The organism is Paraburkholderia sp. BL25I1N1, assembly GCF_003002025.1.
Taxonomy (GTDB): domain Bacteria; phylum Pseudomonadota; class Gammaproteobacteria; order Burkholderiales; family Burkholderiaceae; genus Paraburkholderia.
In genome coordinates, this window is the sequence record NZ_PVZB01000055.1 from 1 (window position 1) to 14730 (window position 14730).

The 14730-nt window shown below is 63.5% G+C and carries 8 protein-coding genes; 3 read left to right on the top strand and 5 right to left on the bottom strand.

All coding sequences use genetic code 11. From position 1 onward, the window contains the following. Positions 1-248: 248 nt before the first annotated feature. Positions 249-1922 carry a methyl-accepting chemotaxis protein gene (locus B0G73_RS39390; RefSeq protein ID WP_106286422.1) on the bottom strand — a complete coding sequence of 558 codons (1674 nt, stop codon included), beginning with the start codon at positions 1920-1922 and terminating at the stop codon, positions 249-251. Positions 1923-2423: 501 nt separating this feature from the next. Here B0G73_RS39390 and B0G73_RS39395 point away from each other — a divergent pair. Then, a complete protein-coding gene (locus B0G73_RS39395) occupies positions 2424-3698 on the top strand; it encodes an MFS transporter (RefSeq protein ID WP_106286423.1) in 1275 nt (424 codons plus the stop codon). 179 nt (positions 3699-3877) lie between these two features. Beyond that, the gene (locus B0G73_RS39400; protein WP_374957060.1) at positions 3878-5872 is read left to right on the top strand and encodes a propionate--CoA ligase; all 1995 of its coding nucleotides are present in this window, start codon (positions 3878-3880) and stop codon (positions 5870-5872) included. A gap of 73 nt (positions 5873-5945) precedes the next feature. On the opposite strand, the gene B0G73_RS39405 is transcribed toward B0G73_RS39400, so the two are convergent. Both B0G73_RS39405 and B0G73_RS39410 read right to left on the bottom strand, forming a co-directional pair. Further along, on the bottom strand, positions 5946-6911 hold the full coding sequence (locus tag B0G73_RS39405) for a 5'-methylthioadenosine/adenosylhomocysteine nucleosidase (RefSeq protein ID WP_106286425.1): 966 nt from the start codon (positions 6909-6911) through the stop codon (positions 5946-5948). After that, positions 6908-9259: a UvrD-helicase domain-containing protein gene (locus tag B0G73_RS39410; RefSeq protein WP_106286426.1), complete on the bottom strand. Its 2352-nt coding sequence runs from the start codon at positions 9257-9259 to the stop codon at positions 6908-6910. The genes B0G73_RS39405 and B0G73_RS39410 overlap by 4 nt, the downstream gene beginning before the upstream one ends. 973 nt (positions 9260-10232) lie before the next feature. On the opposite strand from B0G73_RS39410, the gene B0G73_RS39415 reads away from it, so the two are divergent. After that, on the top strand, positions 10233-10460 hold the full coding sequence (locus B0G73_RS39415) for a sulfurtransferase TusA family protein (RefSeq protein WP_041759012.1): 228 nt from the start codon (positions 10233-10235) through the stop codon (positions 10458-10460). 127 nt (positions 10461-10587) lie between these two features. Here the strand turns inward: B0G73_RS39415 and galU are convergent, their stop codons facing one another. After that, a complete protein-coding gene (gene galU / locus B0G73_RS39420) occupies positions 10588-11469 on the bottom strand; it encodes a UTP--glucose-1-phosphate uridylyltransferase GalU (protein ID WP_116117836.1) in 882 nt (293 codons plus the stop codon). A 70-nt stretch (positions 11470-11539) separates the two neighbouring features. Further along, positions 11540-14419: a valine--tRNA ligase gene (locus tag B0G73_RS39425; protein ID WP_106286427.1), complete on the bottom strand. Its 2880-nt coding sequence runs from the start codon at positions 14417-14419 to the stop codon at positions 11540-11542. Positions 14420-14730: the final 311 nt, after the last annotated feature.

A 14730-nucleotide genomic window follows, 5' to 3' on the forward strand; every position in this document is an offset into this window, starting at 1 on the left:
CTGCTACGACCTGTTTTTTGCGCATCACCGTTTCGGAACCATCAACCTGAACCAGCAGGAATGAGCGGATCATGTGTTACCCATGTCTCCGCACACCTGTTACCCATGTCTCCGGTCGATACACGGCGGCAAAGAGAAGTAGGTGCCGCCCCGCACAGGGGCAACGCTAATAGACCACCAGCAAAACAAGGCCAACACCCTAAGCATCCCAAAAGAACCCCACCCGCCAGGGCAAAAACCCGCCAAACTCACAACCTGAACTTCCCAACCATCGCCTTCAGACCTCGCGCCTGATCGTCCAGCGACCTGGCCGCCGCCGTCGCCTGCTCCACCAACGCCGCGTTCTGCTGCGTCCCGGAATCCATCTGCGTCACGGCAAGGTTGATCTCTTCGATCCCCGCGCTTTGCTCGGAAGAAGCCGCCGAAATCTCGCCCATGATGTCGGTGACGCGCTTCACCGCCTTGACTACTTCATCCATGGTTTGTCCGGCGTCCTGGGCCAAAGCCGACCCATTGCCAACCCGCTCGACCGAAGTACTGATCAAGCCTTTGATCTCCTTGGCAGCCGCAGCACTCCGCTGAGCCAGATTCCGCACCTCGGCAGCAACAACAGAAAACCCGCGCCCTTCCTCACCCGCCCGCGCAGCCTCGACCGCCGCGTTCAGCGCCAGAATATTGGTCTGAAACGCAATCCCTTCGATCACCCCAATGATGTCGCCGATACTGCGCGCACTGTCGTTGATATCGTTCATCGTCGCGACCACGCGGCTCACCACCGCGCCGCCCTTCTCCGCGATCTCCGACGCGTTGTTGGCCAGCGTGCTCGCCTGCTTCGCGTTATCGGCGTTCTGGCGAACCGTCGACGTCAACTGCTCCATGCTGCTAGCCGTGCGCTCGAGCGCCATCGCCTGCTGCTCGGTGCGCTGCGACAGGTCGAGATTACCCATCGAAATCTCACCCGACGCCGTCGCAATCGCATCCGCGCTCGACGCGATATCCGCGACTGTGGTCGCGAGGCCGCTTTGCATGTCGTGCAGCGCGAACAGCATGCTCGACTTGTCCTTGCGACCAAGCGCGATCTCGATCGACAGATCACCCGCCGCGATCCGGCTGGCAATTTCCTTCGCATATGCGGGCTCGCCGCCGAGCTGGCCGGCGAGGCGCCGGACCACCCACTCGCTGATGCCGAACGCGAGCACGATGAGCCCAAGCGTCGCGACCGCGATCATCACGAACGACGAGTGGTAAATAAAGCCCGACGCCTCGATGGTCGCCTTGGCCGCCGTGCCGCGCTGCGCGACGAGGTCGTCGACCATTTTTTCCAGCTTGCCGGTTTCGACCAGCATCGACACGTCCTGCGTGCCGACCTGCCAGTTCATCTGCGAGAGATCGAGCGGCTGCGCTTTCACGAGCGTCACGAAGTCGCGCAGATGCGCACTCCACACCGTCACGGCAGCGGCGAATTTCTTCTGCTGATCGACGGCCTTCGCGTCGGACGTGTCGACGTACTGTTGCAGCGTGCCGAGTTGCGCGGCGAGACCGCTCAGGCCCGCTTCGATGTCGGTGCCGAGTTCATCGCGCTCCTTCGCGGTGGTCGCGGTGAGCAGCATTTTTTGAGCGCGGCTCGCACGTAGCATGTAGCCGCGCGCTTCTTCCGCGGCGCGGCTGGCGACGTGTCCCTGATCGTAGATGGATTGAGCGGACGCATTCAGACGGCTGATCTGGGTCAGCGAGAACACGCCGATCAGCAGCGTACCGACCAGCAGCACGGCAAACGCGAGGCGCAACATCGCCTTCACCGACAAACCCTTGAGCCTTACCGCCCGCGAGCGGCTGCTCTGGCCACGCGGCGGCTGGCCCGCCGCTTGTCCCTCCGCAACGAATCCCGCACCCGTCTGGCTGCCCAGCGAAACTGCTTTCATATTCCCCGTCCCCACGTTTAGAACTGCCGGAAAGGTCGGTTCCGGCATTGCTTCTTATCTCTCCGGGTCTACGGCAAGAACGCCCGCGATCTTTAACGTCGCTCGCGAAATGCCGGCCGGCTTTCGCCGCAAGTGTCGCCCGGTCCTCGACGCGCCGCTTTGTGAGCCGCGCGCCCGCGACCGTTTTATACATGGCCAAAAATCGCCGGTCGGCATATATCAGCCGACTTGCCAGCCGCGCGCGATCGTGGCAGCACGCGCGTGCCCAGCACCGTCGAGGTGCGCGCGGTTCCCGGTTTCGGCGCACAGTCTCTGGCCCTTATCAGCAGCGCGTGTCCGATTCGCGACAAAACTTGTCCTTACAATTCGGTCAGGCCACATTAAACTTCGACGAATAGTTGCCGACGCAAACGCCGCGTCGAAATGCCGCAGCGTCGAAAACCTTGCTCAAACAGCGCCTTACCGGCTTCAGATCTCTCTTTCTTCTCACTCATCTAGCGTATGGAAACGAGCCTCGATAAAAGCGCCCTCGCCGGCGCGCCAGCCGGAGCTGGCACGGCAACAGGAACCGGCGCGGGCAGCGCCGCGCAACCCGCCGCCAAGGTGCAGCGCACGGTCTACTCCGTGCTCGGCGCGATCAGCTTCTCGCACCTGCTCAACGACATGATCCAGTCGTTGATCCTGGCGATCTACCCGATGCTGAAAGACAACTTCTCGCTGTCGTTCGGCCAGATCGGCCTCATCACGCTGACCTATCAGATCACCGCGTCGCTGCTGCAACCGCTCGTCGGCAGTTACACGGACAAGCATCCGAAGCCGTATTCGCTGCCCGTCGGCATGGGCTTCACGCTCGCGGGTCTGCTGCTGATGTCGGTCGCGCCCAGTTTCGGCGTGCTGCTGGTGGCGGCCGCGCTGGTCGGCTGCGGTTCTTCGGTGTACCATCCGGAATCGTCGCGGGTCGCACGCATGGCCTCGGGCGGCCGTCATGGGCTCGCACAGTCGCTGTTTCAGGTGGGCGGTAACGCGGGTTCGTCGCTCGGGCCGCTGCTCGCCGCGTTGATCGTGATTCCGCACGGTCAACGCAGCATCGCGTGGTTTTCGGTGGCGGCGCTCGTTGCGATCGTCGTGCTGACGCAGATCGGCCGCTGGTACAAGGCGCATCCGTCGGTGAAGAAGGCGCGCAGCGTCGCCGGTCACGCCACGCTCTCGCGCAACAAGGTCATGTTCGCGATGGGTGTGCTGATCCTGCTGGTGTTCTCTAAGTACTTCTATCTCGCGAGCATCAACAGCTACTTCACGTTCTATCTGATCGACAAGTTCCATCTGCCGGTGCAGGCCGCGCAGGTCCATCTGTTCGTGTTCCTCGCGGCTGTCGCGGCGGGCACGGTGATCGGCGGTCCGATCGGCGACAAGATCGGCCGCAAGTACGTGATCTGGGTGTCGATCCTCGGCGTGGCGCCGTTCACGCTGCTGCTGCCGTATGCCAATCTGTTCTGGACCGGCGTGCTGACGGTGATCATCGGCGTGGTGCTGGCCTCGGCGTTCTCGGCGATCCTCGTGTATGCGCAGGAGTTGATCCCCGGCAAGGTGGGCATGGTCGCGGGCCTCTTCTTCGGCTTCGCGTTCGGCATGGGCGGGGTCGGCGCGGCGGTGCTCGGGCAACTGGCCGATGCCACCAGCATCACGTACGTCTACAAGGTCTGCTCGTTCCTGCCGGTGATCGGCGTGCTGACGGTGTTCCTGCCGGATGTGGAAGGCAAGCGCGCGAAGGCGTGAGGGCCGACTGACCGCAGGTCTGGTGAAAAAGGCGCTTCGGCGCCTTTTGCTTTGTCTGTGCGAGAGGCCGGCGACTATGGTGGCGTGCTGTCGGAAGCGCGACTTCTCCCCAAATCCGACCCACGCCGCACCGCTCATGGTGAACCCGCGTTGTCCGCCGAGCCACGCCTGCTCTATGCTTGTGCGGACACACGCCCTGCCCTCGCGCCGCGCCACACGGCCGCACGACCCGACATCCGTTCACCCACGCAGCAGAAGGATCGCCGCAGATGACAAGCTATCGCGACTTCCACCGCCGTTCGATCGAAGACCCGGAAGGATTCTGGCGCGACGAAGCGCGGCGCATCCATTGGCACACGCCGTTCGAGACGGTGCTCGACCGTTCGAATCCGCCGTTCGCGCGCTGGTTTGTCGGCGGCCGCACGAACCTGTGCCATAACGCGGTGGACCGCCATCTGGCCGAGCGCGCGCAGCAGAACGCGCTGGTGTATGTGTCGACGGAAACCGGCATCGAGCGGCGCTACACCTACGCCGAATTGTACGGCGAGGTCAACCGGATGGCGGCGGTCATGCGCTCGCTCGGCGTGAAGCGCGGCGACGTGGTGCTGCTCTATCTGCCGATGATCCCCGAGGCCCTGTTCGCGATGCTCGCCTGCGCGCGGCTCGGCGCGATTCACTCGGTGGTGTTCGGCGGCTTCGCGGCACCGAATCTCGCGGCCCGCATCGACGACGCGAAGCCGGTGCTGATCGTCACCGCCGACGCCGGCGCGCGCGGCGGCAAGGTGATCGACTACACGCCGCTGATGGACGAAGCGCTCGCCCGCGCGAAACACAAGACGCCGCATGTCCTGCTGATCGACCGGCAACTCGCGCCCGAGCGGCTCAATGCCAGTTATCTCGTCCCCTACGAACCGTTGCGCGAGCAGTTTTTCGACGCCCATGTGCCGTGCGAGTGGCTCGAATCGAACGAGCCGTCCTACGTGCTGTACACGTCGGGCACGACCGGCAAGCCGAAGGGCGTGCAACGCGATGTCGGCGGCTACGCGGTCGCGCTGGCGGCGTCGATGGAGCACATCTTTCAGGGCAAGCCGGGCGACGTGATGTTCACCGCGTCGGACGTGGGCTGGGTGGTCGGCCACAGCTATATCGTCTACGCGCCGTTGCTCGCGGGCCTCACCACCGTGATGTACGAAGGCACGCCGATCCGTCCGGACGGCGGCATATGGTGGCGTCTCGTCGCCCATCACCGGATCAATCTGATGTTCACCGCGCCGACCGCCTTGCGCGTGCTGAAGAAACAGGATCCGGCGCTGCTGAAGCAAGCCGACCTGACGAGCCTGCGCGCGCTGTTCCTCGCGGGCGAGCCGCTCGACGAACCGACCGCCGCCTGGATCGCCGGCGCGCTCGGCAAGCCGGTGATCGACAACTACTGGCAGACCGAAACCGGTTGGCCGATGCTGGCGATTCCGCGCGGCGTCGAAGAACTGCCGACCAGGCTTGGCTCGCCCGGTGTGCCGTCGGCGGGATTCAATCTGACCCTGCGCAACGAGTTGAGCGGCGAGCCCTGCCCGCCCGGCGAAAAGGGCGTGCTGACGCTGGACTATCCGCTGCCGCCGGGTTGCATGTCGACGGTATGGGGCGATGACGAACGCTTCGTCAGCACGTACTGGTCGAGCATTCCGAACCAGCAGGTCTATTCGACCTTCGACTGGGGCGTGCAGGACGAAGACGGCTACGTGACGATCCTCGGCCGTACCGACGACGTGATCAACGTCGCCGGCCACCGGCTCGGCACGCGCGAGATCGAGGAAGCGTTGTCGAGCCACGCGGCCGTCGCGGAAGTGGCGGTGGTCGGCGTAACGGATCCGGTCAAGGGTCAGGCGGCGATGGCCTTCGTGGTGCTGCGCGACGCGCAGGCTTACGCGGACACGAAAAAGCGCAGCAAACTGGAAAGCGAACTTACGGCGACGGTAGACCGCCAGCTTGGTGCGATTGCGCGTCCGTCACGGGTCGTAGTGGTGTCGATGCTGCCGAAGACTCGCTCCGGCAAGCTGCTGCGCCGCGCGATCGCGGCGCTCGCAGAGGGACGCGAGCCGGGCGATCTGCCGACAATCGAAGATCCGGCGGCGTTGCAGCAGGTGCGCGAGGCATTGGACGACGCCGGGGGGAAATAGCTTGCAAGGCTGCGCCGTGGCTGAAGCGCGCGTTGTTATCAATGCGTCGACATGCGCGCCGCGACGCCGGCCGTCAGGTTGTCGAACTACGCGCTTCTAAAAACCGCGTCAGAATCGCGTTCGAATACGTGCCCGCGATCGCCGTGAGAAACGACACGAAAGACTCGGGCGCGTGATCGTCCGCGGTATCGGAAACGGTACGCACGACTGCGCACGGCACGCCGTATTCGTAACAGACCTGGGCGATCGCCGCGCCTTCCATTTCCACGGCGAGCGCATCCGGCAACGCCTCGCGCAAGGCCTGAACGCCCGCGGCGCTGGCCACGAACTGATCGCCGCTGATGATCAAACCGCGATGCACGCGCGGCTCGCGCGTGCCGAAACGCGCCGCCGAGGCCGCGCCCTCTTCCGCGACGAACCGCTCGCAGGCTGCGGCGAGCTGATCGGCGAGCGTCACATCGGCGTCGAAGCGCGAGATGCCCAGCAACGGCACTTCGAAACGCGGAAACAGCGGCGATGCGTCGAGATCGTGCTGCAACAGCGCGTTGGCGACCACGATGTCGCCCACTCGCACTTCGCGCCCCACGCCGCCGGCCACGCCCGTGAAGACGATCGCCTCGACGTCGAATGCATGGATCAGCGCGCTGACCGTGGCCGCCGCCGCGACCTTGCCGACGCGTGCCAGCGTTACAACACACGGCGCGCCGTGGACGCTGCCCAGGTGATAGTCGCGCTGACCGTGCGTGATCGTGCGCACGCCGGACTCGGCGCGCATTGCTTCAATCAGATCGCCGAGTTCTTGCGGCAACGCCGCCAGAATGCCGAGCGGCCGATGCGAAACCGGCGCGCCGCTGCGGTTCGGATCGATCGCGGACAGGCTTGCGGCTGACGGGTCACCCACAACCGCTGGCAAGCCGGCAGCTTCCACGCCGTGAGCCTCGACGCCCACCGTTCCACCGCCATGCGCCTCTTCGCCCGCCGCGTCGACGCCAGATGCCCCGACGCCCGCACCCGGCGCGTCTGCGCCCGTGCCGCTCATTCCACCGCCTGCAATTTAGCGACCGCGAGCGCCAGCCATTTCTCGCCGTGCCGCTTGAACTTGACCTGTGCTTTCGCGTCGGTGCCACCGCCTTCGAGCGCGGTGATCGTGCCTTCGCCGAACTTGGTGTGGAACACCTGCTGGCCGACGCGGAAACCCGTTTCCGCCGCACGCTGTTCGTTCGCGAACGCAGGCAACTGCGCGGGCGTGGACGATGCAGGACCCGTATAACCCGGCCGCGCGAACCAGTCGCGCCCGTAACCCGCGTTGTCCGAGCGGCCGCCCCAGCGCGCGCCCGCCTCGACCTTCGGCGTGAGCCACTTGAGGGTTTCCTGCGGCAGTTCGTCGAAGAAACGCGAGCGGATGTTGTAGCGGGTCTGGCCGTGCAGCATGCGGCTCTGCGCGAACGACAGATACAGCCGCTCCTTGGCGCGCGTGATCGCCACGTACATCAGGCGGCGCTCTTCTTCCAGACCGTCCGACTCCATCGCGCTGTTTTCGTGCGGGAACAGCCCCTCTTCCAGACCGGTGATGAACACCGCCGTGAACTCGAGGCCCTTCGCCGCGTGCACCGTCATCAGTTGCACGGCTTCCTGACCGGCTTGCGCCTGGTTGTCGCCCGCTTCGAGGGATGCGTGCGACAGGAAGCCGGCGAGCGGCGTCATCGTGTCCGGGTTCTGTGCCGGGTCGGCGATGCCGGGCGCGTCGAGCACGACGGTATTCGGATCGTCGGTGGCGACGGCCAGCTCAGGCGCGGCGCTCGCGCCCGGACGCAGCGGAATGGAGCGCGCCGGCGTGTCCATGCCGTAGCCCTCTTCGCTGACGAACGCGGCGGCCGCGTTGACCAATTCCTGCAAGTTCTCCAGCCGGTCCTGGCCTTCGCGTTCGTTCTGATAGAACTCCGAGAGACCGCTCGTGCGCACCACGTATTCGACGGTCTCCGGCAGGCTCATCTGCTGCGTTTCCGCGCGCATCTTGCCGATCAGATTGGCGAAGCCCGCGAGGCTCGAACCCGCCTTGCCCGCCACGTACGGAATCGCCGTGGCCATCGAGCAGTTGTACTGACGCGCCGCGTCCGCGAGTTGCTCGATGGAGCGCGCGCCGATGCCGCGCGTCGGAAAATTGACGACACGGGCGAACGCGGTATCGTCGTTGGGATTGTCGATCAGGCGCAGATAGGCGAGCGCGTGCTTGACTTCCTGGCGCTCGAAAAAGCGCAAGCCGCCGTACACGCGATAAGCAATGCCCGCGTTGACCAGCGTGTGTTCGATCGTGCGCGACTGCGCGTTGCTGCGGTACAGAATCGCCACTTCGCTGCGCGACGTGCCGGTGCTGATCAGCGCCTTGATTTCCTCGACGATCCAGCCGGCTTCCTGCGAATCGGTCGCGGATTCATACACGCGAACCGGTTCACCGTGACCCGCGTCGGTGCGCAGATTCTTGCCAAGCCGGCGCGAGTTGTTGGCGATGAGCTGATTGGCAGCGTCGAGAATATGGCCATGCGAGCGGTAGTTCTGCTCGAGCTTGATCAGATGACGGACGTTGAACTCATGTTCGAAGTCGCGCATGTTGCCGACGTTTGCGCCACGGAAGGCGTAGATCGACTGGTCGTCGTCGCCGACGGCGAAAATCGAGTTGGTCTGGCCCGCCAGCATCTTGAGCCACGCGTATTGCAGCTTGTTGGTGTCCTGGAACTCATCGACCAGAATGTGCCGGAAGCGCGCCTGATAGTGGGCGCGCAGCGGCGGATTGTGCGCGAGCAGTTCGTAGCAGCGCAGCAGCAGTTCCGGAAAATCGACCACACCCTCGCGCTGGCACTGCTGGTCGTAGGCTTCGTAGAGTTCGACGAATTTGCGGTTGAAGTTGTCGGTCGCGTCGACGTCTTTCGGCCGCAGACCTTGTTCCTTCGCGTTGTTGATGAAGTACTGGAGATTTTTCGCCGGGTACTTTTCGTCGTCGATGTTGAGGCCCTTCATCAGACGCTTGATCGCGGACAGCTGGTCGGCGGTATCGAGAATCTGGAAGGTGGCCGGCAGTCCCGCGTCGCGGTGATGCGCGCGCAGCATGCGGTTACACAGGCCGTGGAAGGTGCCGATCCACATGCCGCGCGTGTCGATCGGCAGGAGCGCCGACAGACGCGACATCATTTCGCGGGCGGCTTTGTTGGTGAAGGTCACCGCCAGAATCGTGGCGGGCGACGCCAGGCCGTGCTGGATGAGCCACGCGATGCGGGTGATCAGAACGCGGGTCTTGCCGCTGCCCGCGCCGGCGAGAATGAGGGCGGGCTCGTTGGGGAGCGTGACGGCGGCGTGTTGTTCGGGGTTTAGATTGGCTAGCAGGTCGGGCATTTTTTCGGAGGGGCGGCGGGTCGTTCGACATTATATGCCCCGGACGGGGGGGCGATTTTTTGCCTGCTTGGCGGGGTGGGTTTGCTTGCTGAGTGGGTGGGCCTTTCCTTGAAATCTTTGTGGTTTATTGGCGTTGCCCCTGTGCGGGGCGGCACTCCCTTTCTTTGCCGCCGCAAAGAAAGGAAGCAAAGAAAGCGGCTTCACACCGCCAGCCGGTAAACGGGTCTCCTGGCTTGGAGGAGGTAGTGGCGCATCTGGAATCCGTGCCCTCGCGCCTTCCGCGTTCGTGACAAGGCGCTCATTCTTCCGGCGGCGCTGCGCGCGCCGTCGCGGTCGTTCTGCAAGACGTCGGTCGTTTCGATGCCAAGCGTTCAATGAGTCGTGGACGGATTTCCCGCATGGGCGGCTTGCCAGGGGCTCGACCTCTTTCGCGCGTGCGACTGTTTTCGTCCCGCCATTTTCTACGTCCGACGGCATTTCCCGTGGTGCCGGCTCCGCCCACCGCGGCTGCCGCCTTCAAAACCGCCGGCCGTTTCGCGGCATCGCCGGGGCGAAGCCGGTGGCCGCACCGCGCACACGCGCGGCGACGGGTTTTTGGACGGACCGCTCCGGCGAGCGCGCAGCGCGAGGCGGGCGGTATGACTGCCTTGTCACAAGCTCCGAATGCGCGAGGGCACAGATTCCAGATGCGCCACTGCCTCCTCCAAGCCTGGGGACCCGCTTATAAGCTGGCGGTGTGAAGCCGCTTTCTTTGCTTCCTTTCTTTGCGGCGGCAAAGAAAGGGAGTGCCGCCCCGCACAGGGGCAACGCCAATAAACCACAAACAAATCAAGGAAAGGCCCACCCAGAGACCAAACAGCGACCAAACAGCCAAAAAACCCACCTCCCGGCAACCACAATAAGCCTGCTGTAGAATTTGACCCACCGGCGTCAAAAACCACGCCCACTCCCCCGAAGGTCATCGTCGATGCAAATTCAGATTCACAAGGAAGTCGATGCACGCGGGCTCATGTGCCCGCTGCCCATTTTGCGCGCCAAGAAGGCGCTCGCCGACATGGAAAGCGGCCAGATTCTCAAGGTGCTCGCCACCGATCCGGGCTCGCAGCGCGATTTCGCCGCGTTTGCGAGACAAACCGGCAATGAAATCGTCGAAAGCTCCGCGCATGACAAGGTTTTCACCTTCCTGATGAAGCGCCGCTGACCTCGACGTACCAGCGCGCGCCCCCGAGCGATCGCCAGAAAACAAAAGGCGCTGTGCCCACGAACGCGGGCACAGCGCCTTTTAACTTCGGTCCAACGCTACCGGGTGGCTAACGGCTCGCAGCCGCTCAACCTTCCAGCACCGGCGAACGGGTGCGCAGATATTCTTCGAAATCGGCGGCCACTTCCGGGTGACGCAAGGCGAACTCGACGGTTGCCTTCAGATAACCCAGCTTGCTGCCGCAGTCGAAACGCGTGCCGTGATACTTGTACGCCAGCACCTGTTCGTCGGCGAGCAGCGACTGAATCGCGTCCGTGAGCTGCAATTCGCCGCCCGCGCCCGGCTTCAACGCACGCAGATGGTCGAAGATGCGCGGCTTCAGCACATAACGGCCGACCACGCCGAGATTCGACGGCGCCACGCTCGGCTCCGGCTTTTCGACGATGCCGGACATCTTGATGATCGAGTCTTCCCACTCCTTGCCGTCGACGATACCGTACGACTTCGTCTCCTGAGCCGGGATCTCTTCGACGCCGATCACCGAGCTGTGATAGTGGTCGAACACCTCGATCATCTGCGTCATGACGGGCGGCGTGCCGTACAGCAAGTCGTCCGCGAGAATCACGGCGAACGGGTTGTCGCCCACCAGCTTTTCGGCGCACATCACCGCGTGGCCCAAGCCCAGCGCTTCCGGCTGACGTACGTAGAAACAGTCCACATGGCTCGGCTTGATGCTGCGCACGAGCTCCAGCAGCTTGTCCTTGCCGCGCGCCTCGAGTTCGGCCTCGATTTCATATGACTTATCGAAGTGGTCTTCGATCGCGCGCTTGCTGCGGCCCGTGACGAAGATCATTTCGGTGATGCCGGCCGCCATTGCCTCTTCCACCGCGTACTGGATCAGCGGCTTGTCGACAATCGGAAGCATCTCTTTCGGGCTCGCCTTCGTGGCAGGGAGGAACCGGGTGCCAAGACCTGCTACCGGAAAAACCGCCTTTGTAACTTTTAGCATGTGATTACCCTGAATCCTCTGAATTAGCGATCGGTCCTTGCCCGCCGCCTGGGACGGGCACGGAGCGTGATCAAACCGGCAAGCGCGCCAGTTGGGCTTTCAGCTTGCCCACTGTCGCTTCGAATTCTGCCAGTCTTTTCTGCTCCTGCTCAACGACTGCCGGCGGTGCCTTGGCAACGAAACTTTCGTTCTGCAATTTGCCGTTGCACTTGACGATTTCCGTACTCAACCGCGCAATCTCCTTCGACAACCGCTCGCGCTCGACTGCCACATCGATTTCCACTTTCAGCACGAGCTTGTCATTCCCAACGATAGCAATTGGCGCGCCATCCGCCTGCGCATCCAGGCTTGCCTCGTCGGCAATGATCTGCACTTCGGACAAACGGGCCAATGCCTGTGCGTACGGAGCAAAGGTGCGCAGGCGCTCCGCGTTGCCGGTAGCGAGCAACGGCACCTTGACCGCCGGCGACAGATTCATTTCGCCGCGCAGGTTCCGGCACGCATCGATCACTGCTTTCAGATCGGCCGCCCACTGCTCTGCGTCTTCATCGATCTTCGACGGTTCGGCGACGGGGTACGGCTGCACCATGATGGACGCTTCACCCTCGGCTTTGTCCTTGGGATAACGCCCGGCCAACGGCGCCACTTTTTGCCACAGCGCTTCGGTGATGAACGGAATCACCGGGTGCGCCAGTCGCAGCACCGTCTCGAGCACGCGCAACAGCGTGCGGCGAGTTGCGCGCTGCTGGTTCGGCTGACCCGTCTGGATCTGAACTTTCGCGAGCTCCAGATACCAATCACAGTATTCGTCCCATACGAACTTGTATAGGGCGTTGGCCACATTATCAAAACGATAGTCGGCGAAACCCTTGGCGATTTCCGCTTCCACGCGCTGCAGCCGCGAGACGATCCAGTAGTCGGCCTGGGAGAAATGCAGGTGCCCGTCCGGGCCGCATTCGCCGCATTGTTCCGGCTTGCCGAAGCCGCAATCGTGGCCTTCGCAGTTCATCAGCACGAAACGGGTGGCATTCCACAGCTTGTTGCAGAAGTTGCGATAGCCTTCGCAGCGCGCCAGATCGAAGTTGACATTGCGCCCGAGAGTGGCCATTGACGCCATCGTGAAGCGCAGCGCGTCCGTGCCGAATGCCGGGATGCCGTCGGGGAATTCCTTACGGGTTTTCTTTTCGATGGACGCGGCCTGCTTCGGATTCATCAGGCCGGTGGTGCGCTTGGCGACCAGCGCGTCGAGGCCGATGCCGTCGACGATATCGATCGGATCGAGCGTATTGCCCTTGCTCTTCGACATCTTCTGGCCTTCGGCGTCGCGCACGAGGCCGTGCACATAGACCGTGTCGAACGGCACCTTGCCGGTGAAGTGCGTGGTCATCATGACCATGCGCGCGACCCAGAAAAAGATGATGTCGAAGCCGGTGACCAGCACCGACGACGGCAGGAAGTGCTTCAGTTCCGGCGTTTCATTCGGCCAGCCGAGCGACGAAAACGGCACCAGAGCGGATGAGAACCACGTGTCGAGCACGTCTTCATCGCGCTTGAGCGCGCCCGTGTAGCCCGCGGCCGCGGCCTTGGCGCGCGCGCCTTCCTCGGTCTTCGCGACGAAGATTTCGCCGTTTTCGCCGTACCACGCCGGAATCTGATGGCCCCACCAGAGCTGGCGCGAGATGCACCAGTCCTGGATGTTTTCGAGCCACTGATAGTAAGTGGTGGTCCAGTTTTCCGGCACGAACTTGATTTCGCCGCTGCGCACCACGTCGAGCGCCGTTTCGGCGATCGATTTGCCCGGATTGAAGGTGCCTTCCGGCGCCGGCTTGCTCATGGCGACGAACCATTGGTCCGTCAACATCGGCTCGATCACGACGCCCGTGCGGTCGCCGCGCGGCACCATCAGCTTGTGCGGCTTGACCGATTCGAGTACGCCGAGCGCTTCGAGGTCGGCCACCACCTGCTTGCGGGCTTCGAAGCGGTCGAGGCCGCGGTATTTTTCCGGCGCGTTGTCGTTGACCTTCGCGTCGAGCGTGAGGATTTCGATCATCGGCAGCTTGTGGCGCAGGCCGACCTGATAATCGTTGAAATCGTGCGCGGGCGTGACCTTGACGACGCCGGTGCCGAACTCGCGGTCGACATAATCGTCCGCGATGATCGGCACTTCGCGGCCTGACAGCGGCAGCGTGACCGTCTTGCCGATCAGGTGCGCGTAGCGCTCGTCTTCCGGGTGGACCATCACGGCGGTGTCGCCAAGCATGGTTTCCGGGCGCGTGGTGGCGACCGTCAAGTGGCCGGAGCCGTCGGTGAGCGGATACTGGATGTGCCAGAGCGAGCCGTTTTCTTCTTCGCTGATGACTTCGAGATCGGAGACGGCGGTGAGCAGCACCGGGTCCCAGTTCACGAGGCGCTTGCCGCGGTAGATCAGGCCCTGTTCGTACAGGCGCACGAAGACGTCGCGCACGGCGGCCGACATCTTGTCGTCCATCGTGAAGTATTCGCGCGACCAGTCGATCGAAGCGCCCAGGCGGCGCACCTGGTTCGTGATGGTCGAGCCGGATTCCTGCTTCCATTCCCAGACGCGTTCGACGAATTTTTCACGGCCGAGGTCATGGCGCGAGATGCCTTGCGCGTCCAGTTGCCGTTCGACGACGATCTGCGTGGCGATGCCCGCGTGGTCCGTGCCCGGCACCCACAGGGTGTTTTCGCCGAGCATGCGGTGATAGCGGGTCAGGCCGTCCATGATCGTCTGGTTGAACGCATGGCCCATGTGGAGGGTGCCTGTGACGTTCGGCGGCGGCAACTGGATCGAGAAATCTTTCCGGTTTTCCTCGATGGTGGGCGTCGCGTAGGCGCGCTTTTCCCATTCGGGGCCCCAGTGGGCTTCAATCGTGTGGGGCTCAAAGCTTTTGGCAAGCGTAGAGGTGGTGTCGCTCGGGGTCTCGCTCATTTGTGTCGGTTCGGCTGGTGAATGCTGAGAATGGTTGATTATAAGCGGCGCCTGGCGGGCGGGCGGGTTTTGGGTGTTTTGGCGGGATGGTTTGGTTGCCTTGGCGTGTGGGCCTTTCCTTGAAATCTTTGTGGTTTATTGGTGTTGCCCCTGTGCGGGGCGGCACTCCCTTTCTTTGCCGCCGTGTATGGACCGGAGACATGGGTAACAGGTGTGCGGAGACATGGGTAACACTCTGGGCGAGCGAATCGCCTGGAGCCGGTTATGCCCTGGAACCCGAGAGACACCATGAATCTGCGTCTGGAATTCGT

Coding starts and splice junctions, on each gene's coding strand:
- B0G73_RS39390 (WP_106286422.1), bottom strand. CDS start 1,922: ATGAAAGCAGTTTCGCTGGGCAGCCAGACGGGTGCGGGATTCGTTGCG.
- B0G73_RS39395 (WP_106286423.1), top strand. CDS start 2,424: ATGGAAACGAGCCTCGATAAAAGCGCCCTCGCCGGCGCGCCAGCCGGA.
- B0G73_RS39405 (WP_106286425.1), bottom strand. CDS start 6,911: ATGAGCGGCACGGGCGCAGACGCGCCGGGTGCGGGCGTCGGGGCATCT.
- B0G73_RS39410 (WP_106286426.1), bottom strand. CDS start 9,259: ATGCCCGACCTGCTAGCCAATCTAAACCCCGAACAACACGCCGCCGTC.
- galU (WP_116117836.1), bottom strand. CDS start 11,469: ATGCTAAAAGTTACAAAGGCGGTTTTTCCGGTAGCAGGTCTTGGCACC.
- B0G73_RS39425 (WP_106286427.1), bottom strand. CDS start 14,419: ATGAGCGAGACCCCGAGCGACACCACCTCTACGCTTGCCAAAAGCTTT.